This is a genomic window from Pectobacterium sp. S5 (genome assembly GCF_051707265.1).
In the GTDB taxonomy this organism is placed as follows: domain Bacteria; phylum Pseudomonadota; class Gammaproteobacteria; order Enterobacterales; family Enterobacteriaceae; genus Pectobacterium; species Pectobacterium polare.
The window spans coordinates 52,566-75,312 of the sequence record NZ_JAULSZ010000008.1 but is presented as its reverse complement, the minus strand read 5'-3'; the positions used below and the strand labels follow the sequence as shown (position 1 = coordinate 75,312).

General features: G+C 53.1%; 20 protein-coding genes and 1 tRNA gene. 2 read left to right on the top strand and 19 right to left on the bottom strand.

Annotated features, from left to right (window positions below; genetic code table 11):
* Window positions 1–9: 9 nt before the first annotated feature.
* The 15 genes from vasI to QWJ20_RS20680 form a co-directional block, all read right to left on the bottom strand.
* Window positions 10–570: a type VI secretion system-associated protein VasI gene (gene vasI / locus QWJ20_RS20750; protein ID WP_174878594.1), complete on the bottom strand. Its 561-nt coding sequence runs from the start codon at window positions 568–570 to the stop codon at window positions 10–12.
* Entirely contained in the window at window positions 570–2,108 is a 1,539-nt protein-coding gene (locus QWJ20_RS20745; RefSeq protein ID WP_433993360.1) for a sigma-54 interaction domain-containing protein, read from the bottom strand. Before QWJ20_RS20745 ends, vasI begins: the two co-directional genes overlap by 1 nt.
* A 2-nt stretch (window positions 2,109–2,110) precedes the next feature.
* The gene (gene tssH, locus QWJ20_RS20740; RefSeq protein WP_433993359.1) at window positions 2,111–4,708 is read right to left on the bottom strand and encodes a type VI secretion system ATPase TssH; all 2,598 of its coding nucleotides are present in this window, start codon (window positions 4,706–4,708) and stop codon (window positions 2,111–2,113) included.
* Between the two features lie 13 nt (window positions 4,709–4,721).
* Window positions 4,722–5,498 carry a type IVB secretion system protein IcmH/DotU gene (gene icmH / locus QWJ20_RS20735; protein ID WP_010303138.1) on the bottom strand — a complete coding sequence of 259 codons (777 nt, stop codon included), beginning with the start codon at window positions 5,496–5,498 and terminating at the stop codon, window positions 4,722–4,724.
* A gap of 15 nt (window positions 5,499–5,513) precedes the next feature.
* Entirely contained in the window at window positions 5,514–6,851 is a 1,338-nt protein-coding gene (gene tssK, locus QWJ20_RS20730) for a type VI secretion system baseplate subunit TssK (protein ID WP_014916353.1), read from the bottom strand.
* Window positions 6,852–6,853: 2 nt separating this feature from the next.
* Window positions 6,854–7,375, bottom strand: a complete 522-nt coding sequence (gene tssJ / locus QWJ20_RS20725; RefSeq protein WP_095700365.1) for a type VI secretion system lipoprotein TssJ — start codon at window positions 7,373–7,375, stop codon at window positions 6,854–6,856.
* A complete protein-coding gene (gene tagH, locus QWJ20_RS20720; RefSeq protein WP_433993358.1) occupies window positions 7,375–8,595 on the bottom strand; it encodes a type VI secretion system-associated FHA domain protein TagH in 1,221 nt (406 codons plus the stop codon). Before tagH ends, tssJ begins: the two co-directional genes overlap by 1 nt.
* 2 nt (window positions 8,596–8,597) lie before the next feature.
* Window positions 8,598–9,596: a type VI secretion system baseplate subunit TssG gene (tssG, locus tag QWJ20_RS20715; RefSeq protein WP_095700367.1), complete on the bottom strand. Its 999-nt coding sequence runs from the start codon at window positions 9,594–9,596 to the stop codon at window positions 8,598–8,600.
* On the bottom strand, window positions 9,560–11,326 hold the full coding sequence (tssF, locus tag QWJ20_RS20710; protein ID WP_095992702.1) for a type VI secretion system baseplate subunit TssF: 1,767 nt from the start codon (window positions 11,324–11,326) through the stop codon (window positions 9,560–9,562). The genes tssG and tssF overlap by 37 nt, the downstream gene beginning before the upstream one ends.
* 2 nt (window positions 11,327–11,328) lie before the next feature.
* A complete protein-coding gene (tssE, locus tag QWJ20_RS20705; RefSeq protein ID WP_010303156.1) occupies window positions 11,329–11,760 on the bottom strand; it encodes a type VI secretion system baseplate subunit TssE in 432 nt (143 codons plus the stop codon).
* 5 nt (window positions 11,761–11,765) lie between these two features.
* Window positions 11,766–13,244, bottom strand: a complete 1,479-nt coding sequence (gene tssC / locus QWJ20_RS20700) for a type VI secretion system contractile sheath large subunit (protein ID WP_095700369.1) — start codon at window positions 13,242–13,244, stop codon at window positions 11,766–11,768.
* A gap of 32 nt (window positions 13,245–13,276) precedes the next feature.
* On the bottom strand, window positions 13,277–13,780 hold the full coding sequence (gene tssB / locus QWJ20_RS20695) for a type VI secretion system contractile sheath small subunit (RefSeq protein WP_010282535.1): 504 nt from the start codon (window positions 13,778–13,780) through the stop codon (window positions 13,277–13,279).
* Between the two features lie 1,129 nt (window positions 13,781–14,909).
* A complete protein-coding gene (locus tag QWJ20_RS20690) occupies window positions 14,910–16,160 on the bottom strand; it encodes a VWA domain-containing protein (RefSeq protein WP_433993357.1) in 1,251 nt (416 codons plus the stop codon).
* Between the two features lie 167 nt (window positions 16,161–16,327).
* A complete protein-coding gene (locus tag QWJ20_RS20685) occupies window positions 16,328–16,477 on the bottom strand; it encodes a hypothetical protein (protein WP_349719870.1) in 150 nt (49 codons plus the stop codon).
* Window positions 16,478–16,656: 179 nt separating this feature from the next.
* Window positions 16,657–16,732 (bottom strand) — tRNA-Thr (locus tag QWJ20_RS20680).
* A gap of 525 nt (window positions 16,733–17,257) precedes the next feature.
* Here QWJ20_RS20680 and QWJ20_RS20675 point away from each other — a divergent pair.
* Complete coding sequence (locus QWJ20_RS20675) at window positions 17,258–17,677, top strand: hypothetical protein (RefSeq protein WP_174870373.1); 420 nt, start codon at window positions 17,258–17,260, stop codon at window positions 17,675–17,677.
* 305 nt (window positions 17,678–17,982) lie between these two features.
* On the opposite strand, the gene proA is transcribed toward QWJ20_RS20675, so the two are convergent.
* The 3 genes from proA to crl all read right to left on the bottom strand — a co-directional run bounded on the left by proA (window position 17,983) and on the right by crl (window position 20,848).
* Entirely contained in the window at window positions 17,983–19,236 is a 1,254-nt protein-coding gene (gene proA / locus QWJ20_RS20670) for a glutamate-5-semialdehyde dehydrogenase (protein ID WP_433993356.1), read from the bottom strand.
* Between the two features lie 10 nt (window positions 19,237–19,246).
* The gene (proB, locus tag QWJ20_RS20665; protein WP_005975751.1) at window positions 19,247–20,350 is read right to left on the bottom strand and encodes a glutamate 5-kinase; all 1,104 of its coding nucleotides are present in this window, start codon (window positions 20,348–20,350) and stop codon (window positions 19,247–19,249) included.
* A 123-nt stretch (window positions 20,351–20,473) separates the two neighbouring features.
* Complete coding sequence (gene crl / locus QWJ20_RS20660) at window positions 20,474–20,848, bottom strand: sigma factor-binding protein Crl (protein WP_039486949.1); 375 nt, start codon at window positions 20,846–20,848, stop codon at window positions 20,474–20,476.
* Window positions 20,849–21,027: 179 nt separating this feature from the next.
* Here crl and QWJ20_RS20655 point away from each other — a divergent pair, with 179 nt between their 5' ends.
* Complete coding sequence (locus QWJ20_RS20655) at window positions 21,028–21,363, top strand: 5-carboxymethyl-2-hydroxymuconate Delta-isomerase (protein WP_349964799.1); 336 nt, start codon at window positions 21,028–21,030, stop codon at window positions 21,361–21,363.
* An 80-nt stretch (window positions 21,364–21,443) separates the two neighbouring features.
* Here QWJ20_RS20655 and frsA read toward each other — a convergent pair whose 3' ends face one another.
* On the bottom strand, window positions 21,444–22,691 hold the full coding sequence (gene frsA, locus QWJ20_RS20650; RefSeq protein ID WP_433993355.1) for an esterase FrsA: 1,248 nt from the start codon (window positions 22,689–22,691) through the stop codon (window positions 21,444–21,446).
* Window positions 22,692–22,747: the final 56 nt, after the last annotated feature.

Below are 22,747 nucleotides of genomic sequence, written 5' to 3'. Positions count from 1 at the left end.
ACGCCTCCTTTACCAGTGACACTGCTGACGCAGTGGCGCTAATGCTTCGCCCAGCCCGGCGAGTTCGATACGCAGCGCGTGACCGTCCGCGCCGTTAAGCACCAGTTCGCGATGCCCAATCCAGCGCTTTAACGCATCAATCGCCGGCAGGCCACGCCCCGACTCCAGCAGCAGCCCACGATTGCGGATAAACCAGCTGTCGGACACCGTCACGCCATCCAACTGCGATGTGACGGACTCACCTGCCCAGGGTTCGCTGAGCGTTAAGCGCAAGTGCGTAATATTGCTGGCGCAGCTAATCACCAGCGTATTGCCATCGGCCAGTACGCGGGTGAGCGTCATATCGCCGCTGTCTGCTTCACGTCCCAGTTGAAACGTTCCGCCCGTCGCGGCGTTATCACTCTGTGGGGACAGCGTGCCGCTGCGTTCCGCTTCCCGACCCAGCGCGTCATAACAGGCCAGCCGGAGCTCAGCAGCCGTCTCATTGCGACACTGTTCCCACAACGACTGCCAGGCGGGATCGGGCGTCGCAGCAGTTGCCAACAATAGGGGTGCCATCGTCAGAAACATCAATTTACCTCCAGCTTCTGGCATTTGTGGTCGAGAGTGCGTTTAGGGATATTGAGGCTATCGGCCACCAGCAGGCGGTTGCCCTGAAACTGGCGCAGGCGTGCCTCAATGACAGCCGCTTCATACAGCTGTGTGGCAATACGCAAATCGTGGATGTGTTGATAGCGATCCTGTTCTTCAGGCGGGCTGCTCGTCAGCCGCTCGCGCAGTTCCGGCGGCAGCGATGTCAGAGACAGCGCCTCACCGTCCGGCGTATGTGCGCAGACGACTTCCAGCAGATTACGCAGTTCCCGCACATTGCCGGGAAAGTCATACGCCACCAGTTGGCGCAGGAAAGCGCGGTTCAATGGCCCAACGTGTTTTTGCTGTTTGTCTGCGAATTGACCGATGAAGTGCTCGCACAGCAGACGAATATCGTCCGGCCGCTCGCGCAATGGGGCGACCTGCAACAGGCACTGGCAAAGGCGATGATAGAGATCCTGCCGAAATACGCCGTCAGACACCTGCTGTTCCAGCGGCTGATGCGTCGCGGCAATCAGGCGGAAATCGGAATGCACTTCTTTCTCCGCACCGAGGGGACGGAAGCTATGCGTTTCCAGCACCCTTAACAGCTTGGCCTGCATGGACTGCGGCATATCGCCGACTTCATCCAAAAACAGGGTTCCACCGTTAGCCTGCTCGACCAGACCAATCTTGTTGCTTTGTGCACCGGAGAACGCGCCTTTCTGGTAGCCAAACAGCTCGCTTTCAATCAGATTTTCCGGGATCGCCGCGCAGTTGATGGCGATAAAAGGTTTGTCGGCACGTTCGGAACACTGATGCAGCAGACGCGCCACCACATCCTTCCCTGAGCCAGTTTCGCCCTGAATCAACACCGAAAGACGGTGTTTTGCCGCCTGATAAATCTGCTGGTGCAGCTCTTTAATGACGATAGAACGGCCAATCAGCGTGGCTTCCACCCGTTTCTCCTGCTCGCGACGGCTCTGCCCTTCATCCTTAATCTGGCGGAGTGAATCTCTCAGCGCGACCTGCTCCCGCCGGGTATGCGCCAGCTCACGCAGCAGCATAAGTTGACGACAAAACACCTGAGCCAGCCGTTCGCACTCGCCTCGCTGATGCAGCGTTTGCAGGCGCGTCGGCGTATCCAGCAGTGCCAGCACCGCCAGCGGTTTACCGCTCTCCGACAGCAGCGGCAGCGCATGCAGCCCGCAGTTCGTTCCGACAGAAACCAGCATCTGCCGAAACTCACGGTGCTCAATACGGGCACCGCCATAGAGAGAATCCCAGGTGCGCGCCTGATTCTTATGCAGCGCATAAGCCAGCGGGTGGCTAAAGTCATCCACGCCCAGACTCAGCGCCACCGGCGTTTCATGCACTCGCCCCTGGCAGGTCAGTTGCCTGCCGCTGACATCCACCATACCCAGTAACATCCCTTGAGGCTGCCAGGCGGCCTGCATCGTCTCCAGCAGCCAGTCGCACAGACCGGCCTCATCATGCTGTTGGGTAAGTGCAAGCGTCAGTTCGAGGGCTCGTTGCATACTCAGCCCTCAACCTCAGTCTGGAACTGGCCGGCTTCGACGCGGAAATGAATACGGCTGACAGGTTCACCCGCAGACATGCGTTGCAGCAGCTGTAGCGAGACCGGTGGCAGCAAGGCGCCATCAATCACCGATTCGAGCATACGCGCGCCGTTTTCGCTGCGATTCGCCAACCGCAGAATCTCTTCCGGCACCGCGTCCTCAATGATGACTTCCGCACCAAAGCGCTGTTGCAGCAGGGACACCAGACGCGACAGTTTGCCTTGTACGATCTCAACCATGGTGTCATGCGCCAGCGGCAGGTAAGGAATGACTTCCATACGTGCCAAGAGTGCAGGTTTGAAGAAAGCCGCCAGTTCAGGGTAAAGCGCATCCAGCAACACATCCGACTGCTCGGCGTAGTTCACGATCGTCTGGAACCCGAGGTTGGACGTCAGGAAGAACACCACGTTACGGCAGTCGATCACCCGGCCTTCACCATCGGCGAGTTCACCTTTATCAAACGCCTGATAGAACAGGTTCAGGACATCTGGGTGCGCCTTCTCTACTTCATCCAATAGCACCACGGAATACGGTTTCTGGCGGATGGCTTCGGTCAACACGCCGCCTTCACCAAACCCGACATAGCCCGGCGGCGAACCGATCAGGCGTGAAACCGTATGTTTTTCCTGATACTCGGACATATTGATGGTGGTCAGATAGTTGCGCCCGCCAAACATCAGGTCGGCAATCTGGAGCACAGTTTCCGTTTTACCCACGCCGCTCGGCCCTACCAGCAGGAAAGCCCCCAGCGGACGCCCCGGACGACGAAGATCTGCACGCGCGGTCAGCAGATGTTTATGCAATTGAGCAATCGCCAACTGCTGCCCTTTAATTAAATCCCCCAGGAATTCAGGCAGGCGCGTGACGACATCCATTTCACTCTGTGAAATGCGGTTCAGCGGCACGCCCGTCCACTCGGCAATAACGGCTGCAATCTGCGTTTTATCAACGTGAGGGGAGACCAGCACGGAGGCGTGTTGCAGCGCTTCCAGCGCCTGTTCACAGGCAGCCAGTTCCGCTGCGGCCGACACCGTATCAAAATCAACAGACTGCTCTTCATCCAGCAGCGCCGTACGCAGTTCAATCACGCGCTGAACCTGTGTTTTCTGCTGCTGCCAGTCGGCTTCCAGCTGTGCCAGCTGTACCGCACCGGCTTCGCGGGCGTTACGCAGTTCGGCTAATCGTTCTTCGGTATTGCCCAGACCAATACGCGCCTGACGCTCAAGCTGGGTAATTTCCATCTCCTGCTGATGCAGGCGGGTTTGTAGCTGGCTGACCGCACGCGGTGGCGTCGTCAGGTTAATGGCTACGCGAGCGCTGGCAGTATCCAGCACGTCGATGGCTTTATCGGGCAGTTGGCGACCCGAGATATAGCGGGCCGACAGCTGTGCCGCCGCCTGAAGCGCATCTTCATCAATCAGGACGCCGTGCGCTTTTTCATAGATGCCGCGCAGCCCACGCAGGATAACCGTGGCTTCTTCCGCGTTCGGTTCACCGACTTTGACGAGCTGGAAACGGCGGGAAAGTGCCGCGTCCTTCTCGACGTATTTTTTGTATTCGCTCCAGGTCGTGGCTGCGATGGTACGCAGCTCACCGCGCGCCAGTGCCGGCTTGAGCAGGTTGGAAACGTCCAGCCCACCCGCCTGATTGCCCGCCCCGATGAGCGTATGCGCTTCATCGATAAACAAAATGATAGGGCGCGGCGAATCCTTCACTTCCTGCATCACGCCTTTGAAACGTTTCTCAAATTCGCCTTTCACCGAGGTACCGGCCTGCATCGCTCCCAGGTCGAGCGTCATCAGTTCCACATCCCGTAATCTTTCCGGCACGGCACCGGCCACAATACGCAGCGCCAGCCCTTCGATCAGCGCACTTTTACCAACGCCCGCTTCCCCGACCACAATCGGGTTGTTTTTACGACGGCGGGAGAGAATATCGATCATCAGATCGATTTCATGGTCGCGGCACAGCACCGGATCCAGTTGTCCCTGTCGGGCGGATTCCGTCACGTTTTGGGTATAGCGAGAAAGCTGCGTGTTCGCCGCGGCAGCCTGTTCGGCCGTGGCGGATTGCACCGCGACGTCCGTTTCCACCGAATCCTTTACCCACTCATCAAACTGCTGGCGTAAAAGCTCACGGTTAATCTGCGCCAGCGGGCGGGATACCGCGCCAGCGACATAGCGATTGGGTGTCAGCAGCAGAACCAGCAGCAAGATGCCGCTGCGCAGGCGTGAATGTTGGAATTCAGCCGAGGCCAGCAGCCAGCTATCCTGTAACCACTCCACCAGCAGAGGGGAGAATGAGGGATAGCCCGCATCAAATTCTTTATCCATGGAGGAAGGCAGCAGCAGCGAAGACAGCTCATCCGCATCCACGCCCGCACGCTTGAGGATCTGGCGCACATCGCACAGCGGCGTTTCCAGCATTTTCATCAACAGATGCTCAATACGGATTTCCGCACCCTGATGTTGAATACAGAGTGCCGCCGCTTCTTCCAGCATATGACGGCACACGGGGTTGAGTCGTTCAACCAGTGTCGGCAGTTCAATTCGAATCACGGTGTAGCTCCTGTTATTGTAATAATTCTCCCAGCTGACGCAGTACGTCCTGGGTTTGATGAGTTAGCTGATAGCGGTACAGGCCGAAGGCGGCCACCAAGACCACACACACGCCGACAAACAGCGTGCGCAATGACACCTGTCTGCGCAGCTGGTAGCGCGAGGCTTGCTGTCCCAGATTCAGGTGGAAAACCGTCGGCGAATTCGCAGGCTCTGGGCGCAGGGTGTCATGCAGCTTGCTCACGACGCGGTTCAGTTCTTCACGCCCTTGCGTCATCACCCGATAGCGCCCTTCAAAACCCAGACAGAGGCAGAGGTAGATAAACTCCAGAATGTCGCGATAGCGGGTTGGGTCGTCCAGCAGCTTCTCCAGCAGGACAAACACCTTTTCGCCTCCCCAGGTCTCATTGTGAAAACGGGTCAGCAGAGAATGGGCAGACCACATGCTTTGGCCGCCCCACTCACGCCCCATCACGGCTTCATCAATGAAGGTGCAGAGAATGTAGCGAAACGACAAAATCACGCCGTTTTCGTAGCCATGAGAATGTAATTCCTGCTCGATAGCCTGAATTTCAGATACCACGCGCTGATACAGATCTTCCACGCCCTCATAGGCAGAGAGCTGGCGCACCCGCTCTACCATGCCCAACAGCGGCGTGACCGCATCCACCATCGGATTAATGCTTTGTCCACGCAGGCGGAACCAGTAATCGGAGTCCATATCCAGCTGGCGGGCGTGGTCAAAAAGCAGATCGCCCAGTTGATCGTTTTTAATAACCTCGATGCTCATCTCTTTCTCTCCTTACTACTGCCCACGGATGGCCCAAAGCTGCATATCCAGTTCTGGGAACTCACCAGCAATGTGGAACGCCAGCGTGTTGCCAGACACCAGCACCTGCCAGGCGGGACTTTGTCTATCCAGTTGGAAATAGCTGTAGCCCGCGTGATAAGGCAGCTGGCGCGGCGCAACCGGCAGCGGCAGCAGCGGGATACCCGGCAGTTGCAGGCTGATCAGTTCGCGGATCTTCTCGCTGGAGGCGATCTTCGTTTGTTGCAGCAGCTGTTTACGCAGATGCTCCTGCGGCATACGCGCACGCACCGCCAATACAAACTCGGCGCTGGCCATCAATTCCGCATCGCCAACCATCGCTACCATCACGCCATACGGCTGTTTCTTCAGTTGGATGGAGACGGCGCGCGGCGACAGCACGGTACTCAGCGCCTGACGCAGCGACATCATCAGCGGCTCAAAGCTGGCCTGCTGGTGTTCGTGGCGATAGGCAGGGAATTCAGGCGGCAGACGCGACTCGTCGGTAAACGTCATCAGTTCGCCGCACAGCTCAACCAGCGTTTCGTGCAGACGTTCAGGGTGCAACGTGCCAAGGCGAGCCAGATGCGACAGTTTGGGCTGCGCGCGGTTAAGCAATTGCAACATCATGAATTCAGCCACGTCCGCGACGCCCTGCTGCCCTGGGGCGGCAATACGCTGCGCCAGACTGCGCGCACGTTCAGCCACTAAACCGGCAGATTCACCCAAAAAGCGTTTTAAGGTAGGGATCGCGGTGACGCTGATGCTGCACGGCATAAAGTTCGGATCCAGAATCAAGCCACCGTCAGGACGCTTATCCAGAATGTTGGCAATCGCCAGCGAGGCATAGGCGCTGCGATCGTCACGATCGAGCATCAGGCGCAGGCTGACCTTGCCGACTTCCAGAGAAACGATATCGCCGCCGTCGCTGTGCAGATCGCGCACGTCATGCCGGTGCGATTGCAGGCGGCTGGCGATCCCCTGCCCCGGTTGGCCGACTTCGCTGACGCCATTTACCGCCAGCGGCAGAGCCAGATACACTTTCTGGTTTGCCAGCGCGACGTCGGTAATCTCCAACGGCAGCGGCAGGGCGTCGTCGCCCGGAATATTGAACACGGTGCCGTCAGGCATCACACCGCTGGCGTTAACCAGCGCGATGCGGCCAAAATTGAGGTATTCCTCATTAATCGCCAGCGACTGCAAGCCATAGAAATAATCACTGAGGGCGCTGAGACGCGCGTGCAGTGCGTAATCGGTGTGTCTTTGCTGTTGTTGAAAATGCTGCGGTTTAATGAACAGACCTTCCCGCCAGATAATGCGATTGCGACTCGACATAGTTATTCTTCTTCTTGGTCTTTTTTGATTTCGACTTCATCCCTGCGCAGGTGCACGAGGATCTGATACGTCTGCCCGGTATTCTTTAGCTTGATGACTTTGCGCCACTCTGCGCTTTCCGAATCCGCATAGCGCGCCACCACGCCGAGGTAGTGCACCTTTTCATCCAGCGCTTCAGGCGGCAGATATTTGAACTGTCCCGGCAGCAGCGTGTAGTCCTGATGGCTGAGGTAATTCTTGGCTAATGCCTTTTCGATATCCGTCGTGATCTGGTCGTAATCGGTGGCTAACAGGCGTGAATCTTCCGCTAACAGCACCAGTTGGAATTCGATAGGCGCGGCTTCACCGCTGTCATTCGGATTAACGTCCGGTTCCGCCAGCAGGCTGAAACCCACGGTAGAAGGCTGATGATTGTTACTGCCTATCTGAATATCGGGATTCGCCGCCACCTGCGCCATTTTGCCCAGCGTGGTACACCCCGACAGCAGGAACATCAGGGAACATAAGCACAGAGCCCGCAGCATTATTTTTGCTCCTGCTGTTGACGCACGGAGCGGTCATACGCCTGCGCATATACCTGATGGAACAGTTTCTGGAAGCCCTGCTGGCGCGGCGACGTTAATTCACGGAAGTAGTGCTGATACATCTGCCACGCCCAGCCGTCATCCACTGCCAGTTGTTCGCCACTGCGGCGATAGTGTTCAAAGCGATTGAGCAGCGCGGCAGGCGAAAAGGCCTGAAGAATATTTTCCAACGCAACGGCAATCGCTTGCTGGTTCGCGATGTGGTGCACCCGCACATTGTTCAACACCTCTTCCACGGCAGCGGGCGCAGACAGGTGAACCGGGCTTTTTCCTTCGGCAAACAGCACCGACAGCGTATCCGCATAGCCCAGCCCCAGACGCAGCGGGTTATCTTCAATCGGGCGTAAATGCGTGTCCGCCATTGCCACCTGTTCCGTCTGCAATGCCAGCAGGCCTTCAACCATCGCGCGCAGGCTTTTCCCCATTTCTTCCAGCATTTCGCGCAGTCGTGCATCATCACCCGGCTGAAGCGACAGCCCCAGCCCGCGCATCAGCGGTGCTAATGAAGTGCCATCGCTGTAGCCCTCCAGCCCTTCTCCCGCGTACGGTGTGTTGATGGTCGGTAATTCCACAAATTTCTGATCCATGGTGTCCTCAGCAGAAGAAAAAGAAGAAAGAGAGGTCGTGAACGATGCCCCGACCGTATCACTGTCTGATGGCAAGAGTGGCTGGCTCTGCTCTTTCTGTAGCGCCCACAGCGGGTCATTCAGCACGACCGTGGTGTCAGCCAGATCCGTTGAGCGCCTTTTTTTATCTTCACTTAGCCAGCCGCCCAGCACATCGACCGTGCCCTGCCCTAATACCTGATCGATATCCTGTTCCGTAGTGGGATCGCCGATATAAACGCCCAGTCGGAAAGGCCCGATGACCAGCTCATCGCCGTGTGACAAAATGACTTTGCGATCGCGCCCAATTGGCGACAGCGATCCGTTAATAAAAGACTGACCGCTCAGATCGCACAGGCTGAAATAACCGTCGGTCATTTCGATACGGGCGTGCTCCGGCACGACGGATCCCAGCCGATCCCGCAGTTGCCATTGGTCTTTTTCTGACGCACCCAGCGTGCCACCACGGTGATCGAACTGGTGCTGCACCTGAGAATTGATATCGAGCTGCTCACTATTGAGCACAACCAACGTGAGTGGATGGGTTACGTTCACATTTACTCCTGCACACAAATCGTCACATAGGGATCCGCGGGCGGCTGCCCGAGAAAGCTGCTCCATCCCAACCGGCTGCTTTGTTCACTGCCCAGGCTCAAGCCCTTGGCTTCGCCTTCCGCAAAGCCCAGACGCAGATCCCAGGCCAACTGATCGCGAAGAATGAAAGAGACAAAACGCACCAGCGGCTGAAAATGCTCGCCGTTGGGCAGAAAGCTGAGAAAGCGGCTAAAGCTGAGATTGCCGACCTTGAGCAAAAACTTGCCAGCGCAGTCATTCACTTTGTCGCCGATAACAAAATCACCGCCTAACATCATGTTTCCTTTGCCCAAGCGGTTCTGCTGCCCTTCGTGAATGGGCACACGACGGTGCTGCCAGGCCAGGACAGACACGTCATCCAGGTCAAAACAGTGAATAACCAAGCCCGCGACCACTTCCGGGGAACGGCTGGGGCTGGCGAGCACCCCGGCGTAGGAAAGCATCTTGGCGCGGTTAACCGGCAGACTGTCGCGTACGGCATCATTCCCTAACCCCACGAGCGCAAACATCAGGCGGGAGAATCCATCCTCACCCTCGTTCTGAAAGCGGACGTGATAACGGTATTTACGCCATGCGCGGTGCAGCAGCGTGAGTAAGCGGTGATGAAAGAAGTCGAGAAACACGCCCAGCTTCTGTTCGCCCTGCGCGTATTCCCAGGCTAGTTCTTCGAGGTAATAACCGGGCATCGGTGACTGGCTGCCGTGCAGGCCAAGAAACGCGACTTCCAGCTCCTGACGGCCCTCTTCATCACATCCCACCTGCAAGACATCGCTGGGGTGAAAACCGATGGACGCCGTAGAGCGAAAGCGCAGGCGTTCTTGTTCAGGGCGGTAATCCAGTGCTTGTTCCAGATCCACGCCTTCCAGCTGGTTAAGTAACTCCACCAATTGGAAAAAATTAAAGCGTGAGACATCCTGACGGAACGTCACATCATTGAGTGTTGACCTATCTGTACCGGCCATCGGTAGCGCTCCTTGTTATCGATGTTGACCACTTCCAACAGGTGGAAAGCGTTGACGCTGGCGTATAGCGAGAAGAAGTGCGCCAGCACCGTACTAAACAGATAGAGCTCTCCTTCACTGGAAAACGCGGATTGCCGTACTGACAGGATGGATTTCAAGCCGCGAACCGGCATCCCCTGAACCAGACGGTCGATCGGTGTGGTTTCGATAGATTCGATCCCTGCCAGACGCTTACGCGAGGCTTGCTCCGCCTGCTTGTCGTGCAGCGCCGGGAAGTCATAAGTACGCAGGATCTGCACCAGCGCATCGCGCTGCAGCAGCGACACATAGTTCAGAGACAGGTTGGAGATCAGCGTCCAGTGCAGGCTGCCATCCATTGCAGGCCGCAGCGGTCGCGTCGGCCGCACCAGATTGCGAAACGTCGCGAAAGACGGCGAATTTCCGGTGGGTACGCAGATCGACCCAACAGGCAGTTTCGCCGCACGCGATCGGTTGGTACAGGTCAGCGTGACCGAGATGGATTCATCCAAATCAATCACTTCCTGCTCATCACCACGGACAAAAGAGAGCATGTGATCAAACCCGTTGCCGTTCACCGCTTCTCTTACCCGGATGCGGTAATAGAGCGCCAGTCGTCCTTTAGCGCGCTCAATTTGGTGCTGAAAGCTCTCAAAAGGCTGATAGGTGCGTGGGATGCCCCGAGCACGGCCGGAATTCCCCTCAACCCAGCCTTCAACCTTATCCACAGAGAAGATTTCAAAGCTATCGGCGTTGCGGTAACTGGCCTTCAGCGGGTAATCCGTCTGGCGTCCGCTGAGGTTGATCGGTTCGCTATCATGTTGGAAGAGATTGATTGCCGGCACGCAGTTGAGCATGAACGAATCAGGGCGAATCTTCAGTTCCGCTGGCAGCGGGCGGTCAAAGCAGAAATGCAGACGGAATTCCGTTACCGTCAGCGGGAGATCTGGCCATACCGCGCCAGCGAGTTGGAAAAAGAGAAAACTTTCAGGAAAACAAAAGTATTCCTGCAGGATACGGTAGCCAGAATAGACGTTGCCGGGGTACGGCAATAGCGCATCTTCCCGCTCAAAGCCGACCGTCTTCAGCACGCTGGCTTCCTGACGGAAGCGTTGACCATCGATTTCCAGCTCAATGTGCGACAGTTGGCTGGCGATCCAGAAATAGAGTTCGTTGGCCGTATAGGTATCACCGCCCAGATAAAAGCGCAGTTTGTCGAGTTGCAGATCGCTTAGTGATAGCGGGCCATGCAGCCCAATATCCAGCGTAATGGTGGAAAGATCGTTGCCGCTCTGTACCTTGATATCACGGATATCCGCCGGATAAATCCAGGCATCGTGGCAGGTCTGAAAATGGCAAACCACATCATCAATCGGCAGGCTATCAAGCTCACAGCCGCGTTCAACAAACGCGGGCTGGGCAATCGCGCCGGGGAGTACCGAAAACTGCATAATCGTCATGCTCGGTACGGGGCGCAGGTAATTAGGCCACAGCATGCCCAGCAGACCGTGTGTCAGTTCCGGAAATTCATCCTCGATCTTCGCCCGCAGGCTCCCTGTCAAAAAGGCGAACCCTTCCAGCAGACGCTCGACGTCTGGATCCGTGGTTTGTTCTGACAAAAATCGGGTAAGCTCAGGGTGCGCCTTGGCGAATTCACGCCCTTGCAGGCGCAAGTAGGTCAGCTCATCCCTGAAAAAATGTTCCAGTGACATAATCAGATCATTCTGTAGTGGCGGTGGCTATCCATATGGATATTGAAAGAGGCAACCTGCTCCAGATCTTCCAATCTGACCCGAGCGGTAACCTGAAACGACATCTCCATCGGATTCGATAAATAGTCCGACGTGTTGACATCCACATGAACAATTCGAGGTTCAAAGCGACAGATACACTGTCGGATCGCCTCCCGGATTTTCCCTCGAATGTCCGCACCACCCTGCGTCGCGTCATTAAAATCAATCACGCCAAGCTCAGGTGCGCTGCGGCAATTTCCGGGCCGGGTGTTGAGCACATTGTCCAATTGACGCTTAACGGACTCGATCAGTGCTTCAACTTCCGTTTCAGGGGAGGAGCGACGCTCCTCCCCACGGATACGATCAAACAGACTTGCCGCGTTTCCCCTTTCCCAGGCAGAAAGAGACGGCATAAGTCTTATTCCTTATCCAAACGCCCTACCAGCGACAGCTCAAAGTTCGCCCCCATGTACTTGAAGTGCGGGCGCACAGACATGGTGACCTGATACCAACCTGGTTCTCCTTCTACATCCAGCACTTTGATTTGTGCGGCACGCAGAGGACGACGGCTACGAACATCTGCCGGCGGGTTTTCCTGATCGGCGATGTACTGTTTAATCCAGGTATTCAACTCACGCTCAAGATCCTGACGCTCTTTCCATGAGCCAATCTGTTCACGCTGTAGCACTTTGATGTAGTGCGCCAGACGGTTGATGATGAACATGTACGGCAGTTGCGTACCCAGCTTGTAGTTGGTTTCTGCTTCTTTGCCTTCTTTGGTGTTTGGGAACACCTTCGGCTTCTGCACCGAGTTAGCCGAGAAGAAGGCCGCATTGTCACTGTCTTTACGCATCGTCAGCGTGATAAAGCCTTCTTCGGCCATTTCATATTCGCGACGATCGGTGATCAGGACTTCAGTCGGGATCTTGGCCTGAAGTTGGCCCATGGCTTCATAAACATGCACGGGCAGGTCGGTAATCGCACCGCCGCTCTGCGGACCAATGATGTTCGGACACCAGCGGTATTTCGCGAAGCTGTCCGTCAGCGCCGTTCCCATCAGATAGGCGGTATTGCCCCACAGATAGTGTTCGTGATTGGTGCTGATATCTTCCTTGTAGTTGAAGCCCTTAATCGGGTTCTCTACCGGGTCATAAGGCAGGCGAGCGAGGAAGCGCGGTGCCGTCAGCCCCAGATAGCGACCATCTTCGGACTCACGCAGCGAGCGCCATTTCGTGTAGGCTGGGCCTTCGAAAACGGACTTCAGATCTTTGATGGAAGGCAGATCGGTGAAGCGATCCACGCCAAAGAAGGTCGGAGCAACGGAAGAGATGAACGGCGCATGCGCCATCGCACCAACGGCGCTGACATACTGCATCAGCTTAATGTCTGGTGAGCTTTGCGTCAGCGCATAGTCACCGATTACGCCACCGATAGGCTGACCACCAAACTGGCCGTAACCGCTGGAATACACGTGCTTATAGAAGCCAGACTGTGAGATTTCAGGCGCGAATTCGAAATCTTCCAACAGCTCTTCTTTCGTCGCATGCAACACCAACAGTTTGATGTTTTCACGGAAATCGGTGCGATCGATAAGCAGTTTCATCGAACGCCAGGAAGATTCCAGTTCCTGTAATTCTTTCGCATGCAGAATAACGTCAATCTGCTTGCTGAGCTTTTTGTCCAGTTCGACGATCATGCTATCGACCAGCGCTTTGTTCACGGGTTCTGCTGCGTTACCGCTATCAAGAATGTTAGCAACCAGCGCGGCAATGCCCTGTTTAGCCACGCTGTAGCCTTCATCAACCGGGCTGATACGCGCTTGAGCCATGATGTCATCAAGCAGCGATCCAGAAGCACTGGCGGCTCCTGCCTGAACCTGTTCTTCAACTATTGACATATTCGTTTCCCTATTTCGTCAATAAACATCAATTATTCGGCGGGTTTTACCAGATCGAGCTCTTTCAAAAGCTGCTCTCTGGCTTCTTCGCTGGACAACAGATCCTGCAAACGATTACGGAATGAGGGAATATTGCCGAGGGGGCCTTTCAGCGCGACCAGTGCTTCACGTAAATCAAGCAACTTACGTAATTCAGGCACCTGTTGGGCAATGCGGTCAGGGGAGAAATCATTCAGACCGCCGATGCTCAGTTTCACTGGCAGGTCGTCCTGACTTTCTTCTTCAAGGCGGTTTGGCACACTGAAATTCAATTCCAGATTTGCTTCTTTCATCACTGAGGTAAAGTTGTTCTTATCGATCGATACGGTCTGACGTTCTTCGATCGGCGTTTCCTCTGTGCGCCCTTTCATATTTCCCACGATCATCAGCGTCAACGGCAATTCTATTTCCGCCTGCTGACCACCAGTGGCCGGAACATATTTGATATTAATACGTTCCTTTGGTGCGACAGATGCACCATCAGTTCCTTTTGCCATGTGTCTATACCAACGTAAGGGCACTCGGGCCCGGAGAAGTAAAGTCGATTCCTACCAAAAGCCCGCCATAATCCATAAGAACGGCAGCGATTCGGCAAACAAATAACGCATTTGTTTTTCGACCAGCGAGATGAAATAAATTAAAAACCGAATTAAAAAGCATAATAAAACCGTAATGTTACGGCTTATATCGGCGTAAAAAGAATCACACCAAGAAGGAATTAAATACATTTATATTTTGAGTTTAGATCATACACACAACACAAACGCACGGTCAATGCTTATATAGCAGAGCAAGTAAATGGAACCACTAAAACACAAAAAACATTAAAAACAATGAATTAGATTAATCTTAAGCAAAAATAAACAACATAAAAAAGAATATACCGATGATTTTCAATTAGCGGAAAAGGCATATATTTTGTGCCTTTTAATTTCGTTAGAAACGAAATACTTAATGCGCTAATAAAAATCAGAAATTACAAATAGCCCATTAATTTTAATTTAGTGAAAATATTTACCCTCTATTTTTTACTTTTGACAGAACAAATAACTCCATTACATTAATAAACTATTTCCCTGTTAAGAAATAAATATTAGATAGTTTAGCAATCATTGATTTTTTAATGAAAATTATTAGTTTTTTATACTATCAAAAAACACGAATCAAGAGTTAATGACTTACCGTGGTGTTTTTACGTTATTTCATAACAAAAATCACCGAGAGATGTAGTGAAATGATCTTTTTAACGTCATTTTCAGGCTAAAAAATGGCAGCTATCCCGCAGAAGACGATTCCAGACTGAATGTGATTCTCGGGGTACGACGGAAAGGGGAAAATGAGGGAAAAGCATTAAGCCATCAAAAGATATCGTGGCCGACCGATTCGATGCAGGCGTTCGCCTTGATCTTACCCAGAAACAGTGAGCACGCGACTAAGTGAGTAAATTCTCAAGCAGGTGATATTACCTACTTACGAACCGGAGAAGGCTGGCCGATTTTTCATCGTGCTTGGGGAAGACGTCATCTCCCCCAATGACCAAAATCAAAGACATTCTGAAATAGCGCCGTATGAAGCAATTTCAATTCGGGCTTTAAAATAAGAAGCTCCCGGCAATGGGGCTTCTCGTTAGGCGATAATGCCTTCTTTTCTTGCAACCTGATTCCAGTCATTAAATTCTTCGAGCAATAAGTCATAGAGCTTTTCATCGCTCATTTTTGCAAAATCATCAATCGGAAAAAAGTTAGTGTTATCAACTCGGCGATCGGTGAAATCATCCAGTTGCTCAAGAATGCCGTAATTGCTGCCGCCCAAACCGACAAACTTCCAGAAGATGGCATGATTTGCCGAACGGCGGATCGCATCTTTAATGGCTTTGGTTTTACTGATACCACCATCGGTAATAAAAACAACATAGACTGGCAACTCGCTGTCTTCAAAAAAATCAACGATTTCCGTCATACATGGTGGTTCGTTATTGGTCCCCCCTAATCCCGGCAACAGCTCCCACATGCCGCGCTTACCGGTTTTCTGAATCCGTTCGATATAACCATCAAGATTATCCAGCGTCACGTCTTCATATTTACGATTCTTCTCAGCAAAACCCCAGACGTCCATGGACCCGTCATCATCAAATTGAACAGCCAGTACGGCGATACGATCCAGTACAGCCTGAACATGACCTTTCTTAAACTCTCTGGTCATAGAAGCCGAGGCATCCAGCACGAATGCAACCTTCGCTTTAACAGATTGGAGGTTATGTTTTATCAGGCTAACGCTAGCATTTTTAGCCAAACTGACAAGACGTGGCGCTTTTTCCTGGATGCGTTTTTCCAGACTGACCGTTGGCTTGGCCGGAGCAGGCGTTGGTGCAGGAGATGACACGTCAACACCATAATTGATCGCCAGCGGCTCGAGACCACCATTAAAGCCCTGCCCCAGAGCCCTGAACTTCCAGCCGCCGTTGTGCCGGTAGACCTCACCAAGAATCAGCGCCTTCTCAGTTCGTCCAGCAAGAGGAGGCACATTGAACGTCGCCACGCCTTCAACATTCAGTTGGATACGGTGTAAGCCTGAGACTGAATCAGCACCGTCGATCACCAAAGTAATGGCAATCTTCACAATGTCGCTGTCAATCCGGTTCAGGTCTAGTGTAAAGAGGCTGCTTTCTCCGGATGAAGAAAGATTAAGGCTTCCGTTCGGTGTGGAGGGCTGATTGAAGAAAATAAAGTCATTATCTCCTCTCACTTTATCCTGAGCCGAGAGCATAAAGGCGGAAGCATCGATATCACTACGAAATGTTGCTGTTTTTGGATACACCACAGAGATGCGTAATACACTTTGGTTTAACGCAATATTTTGCCCAGATTGTAATTCCATATAAGACATTCCTGTTTATTCAGTGAAAGTGCAGATAAACCACCCACAACGCTCTGACTGATTTCACCCACGTAAAGTGAACACAGCCCTAAGCGAGGTTCTGGTTTCCAAATCGTTCGGGGCTAGGCCACAGTAGGAGTCAAATAATACACGACATATCATTGTTTTTATTGATTATTTTTTGTTATAAAAATTTCATTTATACGCATCGGCGCTTGAGCCCCAAAAAGCAAACGCAAAACTTCGCTGTGTAATATACACAATATCGCCCAATAAAATGATTTTTCGAAAAACTGTTCACCCTCTTCACCTTTCATTTTTTATCTTTATTTTTAGCGAGTTAAGTGGTGAACAGCGAGTGAACAGGTGAGGAGTTACTCATCACCAATACGGGTAAGATACTGCCAAGTTGTAGTTGTGGTACTCTTTATCGCATATATATGGCACAAGGGGAGAACGTGATTTACATGAAATACAGGTAAGCAATTGAATTAACTGGTGCCGATAATAGGAGTCGAACCTACGACCTTCGCATTACGAATGCGCTGCTCTACCAACTGAGCTATATCGGCTTTGGGATCGTCGTGGCGAGAGCCAGACGTGAACTACGGGGTGACAAACTAGTGATAATGGTACGTCAAGTCAAGCGTTTGCCGATCGTCTGCTGGTTTTATCAGCATCCACGCTGTTCTGATAATTTTCCGTACTAATAACGCTATAGGCTATAGCTTTTCGGCTTAACGGACACGCACGCAGAGCATGTTTCCTATAGTCCCCCCTCTTCGGGTGAAGTACCAGAAAAACACGCCCTAATTATGTGAAAAATCAGTTTTATTTTCATATAAATATTCCTGTTTTATAAAAACTGATATTTACAATAAAAATATCTTTTTACCTTTCCGATATAAATGCAATACATAACAAAACCCAAGTGTACAGTTTAGGATAATTCCCTATTCTTTTTATTTTCTATTTTGCTCTACTTAAATGACCAAGACGACAAGGAGGCGGTCTTAACATGAAGCTTTCAATAATACGTTGTCGACGACAAGGTTATTGTTAGCGTAATCATAGAGCGCTGTAAGAGGAAATAGACCATGAATATGAAACCACTGTTTTTAGGCTTAATTCTGGGAACCAGTTACATTGGCATGGTGGCAGCAAATGATCTGGATTCCGCCCGGGCGTCAGCAGAATCGGCCCTCAGTCACGATCGCACTGAAGCGAGAGAAAAAGCGTCAGAAGCGCGAACCAAGGCGCATGAGCATGAAGTTCAGGCGCGGGAAAAAGCGAATGATTTCAAAGCCGATCTCAAATCAAGGGAACCAGAAGCCAGAGAGCGGGCAGACAAAGTCAAAGCTGATGTGAAATCCAGAGAATCCGAAGCCAGAAAAGATGCTGAAAAAGGCTGGGCCGACGTCAAATCTAAAGCGGATAGTTTTAACAGCCGTGCGGAAAAGAATGCTCGTGAAACCGCCGACTCAATCCACTCTGCCGCAGAGAAGCATCAGCGTTAATGTGAAATAACGCGTTATTGTAATAGAGGATAAGTAATTATTACCCTTTATCCTCCGATAGCAAGACAGGTTATGTATTTGTGAAACGCCCACAAAGCATAGCCTGTTACTATTGGAGGATATTTCTCTTATGCGGTTATTTTATTGCGTTTCTATTGCTGTATTAAATTTTAAGTTAACTACATATAACACAGCAAAAAATCACAATTGGAATGAGATGTTTTATTTAGAAAATATCTGAAGTAAAAAGCGGAATAAAAAATAACGCTGCGTATATCTCTTTGATATACGCAGCCATTAAGTAATTAGGCGCGAATCAAATCGTCGCCATAACCAATCCACTTATAGGTGGTCAGCGCTTCCAGTCCCATTGGGCCGCGCGCATGCAGTTTCTGGGTACTGACCGCCACTTCCGCACCCAGACCGAACTGGCCGCCGTCGGTGAAGCGCGTACTGGCGTTGACATACACCGCAGAGGAATCCACTTCACGCACGAAGCGTTCCGCATTGCTCAAGGAGCGCGTCAGAATCGCATCAGAGTGCTGTGTACCATGTTCACGAATATGGGCGACCGCCGCATCCAGATCGTCCACCAGCGTAACGTTCAGGTCGTTAGAGAGCCATTCATCGTTATAGTTGGCTTCTTCCACCGCGACAACATTTGCCGGACCACCGGTCAGGTAAGCCATCGCCGAAGGGCTAGCGTGCAGCGTAACGCCTGCCGCCGCCATTTTCTTGCTCAGCTCTGGCAGGAAGCGGTCGGCAATATGTTGATTGACCAGCAGTGTTTCCAGGCTGTTGCAGGCGCTAGGGCGCTGCACTTTGGCACTTTCAATAACCGTCAGCGCTTTGTCGAAATCGATACTGTCGTCAGCATAGATGTGACAAACGCCGATACCACCAGTGATGACTGGGATCGTAGATTGTTCGCGACACAGCTTATGCAGACCTGCACCACCGCGCGGAATCAGCATATCTACGTAGCGATCCAGCTTCAGCAACTGATTGACCAGTTCGCGATCCGGGCTTTCAATCGCCTGCACCGCAGCGGCAGGTAGGCCGCACTGCGACAGCGCCTGCTGAATCACTTTTACCGTCGCCGCATTGGTGCGGTACGTCTCCTTTCCACCGCGCAGAATCACCGCGTTACCGGTTTTCAGGCACAGGGACGCCACATCAATGGTAACGTTCGGGCGCGCTTCATAAATCACCCCGACCACGCCCAGCGGCACGCGCCGACGCTCCAGCTTAAGCCCGTTATCCAGCATACTGCCGTCAATCACCTGCCCTACCGGATCGGTCAAGCGACAGACCTGACGCACATCGCTGGCAATCGCGCTCAATCTGTCCTGCGTTAAGAGCAGGCGATCCTGCAACGCCTCACTCATGCCATTTTGGCGCGCATCGGCTAAATCCAGCGCGTTAGCCGCCAGAATTGTCGCACTCTCGGCTTCCAGCAAATCCGCAATCGTCAGCAGCGCGCGATCTTTTTGAGCCGTGCTCAAGACCGCCAACTGATAAGAGGCCGCTTTTGCCGCTTTACCCATTTGTTCAAGCATCGCGAACTCCTTAATTGATAATCATGTCGTCACGATGGATAGCCACCGGACCGTATTCGTAGCCAAGAATATCGGCAATCTGTTGAGAATGGTGTCCGGCAATCATACGCAGCGCATCGCTGTTATAGCGCGTCACGGCATGCGCCACATCGCGGCCTGCCAGACTGCGCACGCGGATCACTTCACCACGAGAGAAGTTCCCTTCTACGGTGCGGATGCCTTTAGGCAACAGCGAACTGCCCCGTTCGAGGATCGCCGAGAGCGCACCATCATCGACGGTGATCTCCCCCGCTGGTGGAGCGCCGAAAATCCAGTGTTTGCGGCTTTCCAGTGGCGCATCGAGTGCATGAAAACGTGTTCCGACGGAGATATCCGCAATCACATCGCCAATCACACCCGGTTTGCTGCCTGCGGCAATCACCACATCGATACCGGCACGGCAGGCCACATCGGCAGCCTGCAATTTGGTCGACATGCCGCCCGTTCCGAGGCCAGACACGCTATCGCCCGCAATGCTGCGCAGTGCATCGTTGATGCCGGTGACTTCACGGATCAGCTCCGCATCAGGATTATTGCGTGGATCGGCGGTAAACAGACCAGCCTGATCGGTCAGCAGCAGCAGCTTATCTGCATCGGCCAGAATCGCCGCCAGCGCAGACAGGTTGTCGTTGTCACCGACCTTGATCTCGGCGGTCGCAACGGCGTCGTTTTCATTAATGACCGGGACGATATTGTTATCCAGCAGCGCTCGCATGGTGTCGCGCGCGTTGAGGAAACGCTCACGATCTTCCATATCTGCACGCGTCAGCAGCATCTGCCCGACGTGGATACCGTAGATGGAAAACAGCTGTTCCCACAGTTGAATCAGGCGACTTTGACCCACGGCGGCCAGCAGTTGTTTGGTCGCAATCGTGGCTGGGAGTTCGGGATAACCCAAGTGTTCACGCCCGGCGGCAATCGCCCCAGAGGTAACAATAACAATCCGATGCCCTGCCGCATGTTGCTGCGCACACTGGCGCACCAGTTCAACAATGTGGGCGCGGTTAAGACGGCGCGAACCGCCGGTTAGCACGCTGGTGCCCAGTTTCACAACCAAAGTCTGGCTGCCGCTCATAATTTTTCTGCCGTTGAATGTCAAAAAATAAGAATAAGGAAAACGTTGTAGCAGGACAGACGCGTTATGCCAACAGGCACAACGCGAAAACCTGCGAATAAATCGGGGATCGTCGGGGAAGTATCACGGTCGAGCGACGAGGGTACAGGCGGGTTCCAGCGCGTTAACTTGCTTCTCCAATCGAACATGGAAAGCCTTTCTGGCATTTTCCACCTGCTCCATCACGGCTTTATCCTTGATTTTTTCCTCACGCCAGTTGCCTTGTTTATCAAACAGACCGTAGTGATATTCATAGGCAAAGCCTGTGCCGGTATCTTCCAAATTCAGCCACCAGCCCCAGAATTCCCGCTGTTCTGGCGCGGGCTTGATGTTGACACAGACCGCCAGGCAATCAAAGAAGAACGCGGTATCCTCGCACTGCGCTTCACGGATATAAGGCCCCAACGACGTAAAGTTTTTCATGAGTCGGCTTTTGGGGTGTCCACTCGGTAACATCATCTACGATCTCCTCTGGTTGAACATTCTTTTTAGCAGAGAATGGCAATTTATCAACCACCTGCATAACAACTTACGTCTCCACTTTGTCCGCGCAGGCGTTCCTGAAAAAGCATTGCCGATCGACACGGGGTATTTAATACTCTGATCTCTTCATTTTCGTTTATTGAGAAGTGACGCCCATGCCCCATTGTATCGCCGAACATTCCTCAGACATTGATATCAATGCCCTACTCTCTGCGATCTATCGCGGTGCGCTCGAATCTGGTTTGTTTGCCAGTGACGGCAGTGATATCAAAGTCAGATCCCTCGCGTACGATAACTACACGACAGGTGGTGAACGAGCCAGCTTTATTCATGTGGCAGTCAAGATACTGTCCGGACGGACAGGAGAGCAGAAAAGCAGTCTCTCCAATCTTGTTCTTCAGAAGATCGAAGCGCTGGGATTGAAGAATCTGTCAGTGACGGTTGAAGTGGTTGATATGGACAGGCTTTGCTACGCCAAAAAGATCCTGTGATCGACGGTTATCGTCTGGCAGGAACAGCGGCCTGTGTAGCGAAGACTCGCCTGCACAGACCGTGCGTTACGCCCGCTCTTCTACACTTTATCCTGCAACCACCCGCTGATTTGCTGTAGTGCGCGGTGGAAATTCTGGTACACCGGCGAGAAATTAACCGGCAGCAGTTTCCCCTGCGCGGATGAATTCACAATCAGGCTGGCCTCTTCTTTCGGGCAGAGCGGATCGTTATCCCAGTAGCCTGCCAGCATCGGTGTCGGGCAGCGGCGTCCTAACAGCCCCTGCGTTTTCAGCGAATAGCGTCCCAGCTCGGTTTTCAGCGAGGTATCCGTCGAGAACGGCATACCCAGACGACTCGCCAGCACATCCATAAACATATCCGGCACCTGCTGCTGGCGATTCGGATCGCTTAACAGGTGATGCACGACGGGGCCAAGACAGGCCACACCGCGTAAGCGCTGCGATTCCAGATACGCCAGCCGAACGGCAATATTGGCACCAAAGCGGAAGCCAAACGCCACAACGCGGGTGTGATCGACCCACGGGACATCCGGCAGCGCACGCAAGACCTGCTGATGCAGGAAACTGGAATCCTGAGTCAGTTTCCAACGGGAAGAAAATCCAACGGAGGGAACATCAATCGTCAGCATTGCCATGCCCGCTGGCGCAAAATAGTCCTGAAACAGGCGATGATAATCGCTCTGCAACATTTCCAGACTGCCGCACATCAGCACAGTAGGGAAAGGCGCTTTCGCCTGCGCTGGCATATGCAGAAAACCGGTCAGCGTACTGCCGCCCGTAATCGGGAAGGTTAATTCTTTGAGTTCATAAGGCAGGTACTTGGCAGCTTCTTCATAGGCGCGGTTTGCCAGCGTTTGCGCCTGCTCCGCCAGTTCGTCGCCTTTAATATGCGGATAGGCAGCAATGCTGTAGAGGTTGGCAGCATTCAACCAGAGTTGCCCGGTTTGTGCCCCGTCTTCACTCTCAAGCGCCCGCTGCTGCCAGTCTGCGCCCTGCTTCGCCCATTCATAAATCCAGTTACCGCCTCGGTAGCCGATCACCGTATCGAGCAGTTGCTCGTTGCTTCTGTCGGCCTTACTGGCAGCGATGCGCGACAGCACATCTTCGATTTCCCACGGGTCGACACCACGCCAAATCCACATCAGCCGGTTAATCAACCGATACCAACTGCGGGTCTTCTCCCCTTCCAGCGTAGAATGCAGCCCCTGCACATCCGGGCTATTCCGCGCACGTCTGACCAACGTCGAGGTTTCTGGATGTTTAAAGGACGGTTTGAATAGCGTTTCAGACAGGTTAGCTTGCGCCACAGCAGCCTCCGTTAATGTAAACCGCTGTTAGCGGACATCAGACGACTTCTTCGTCA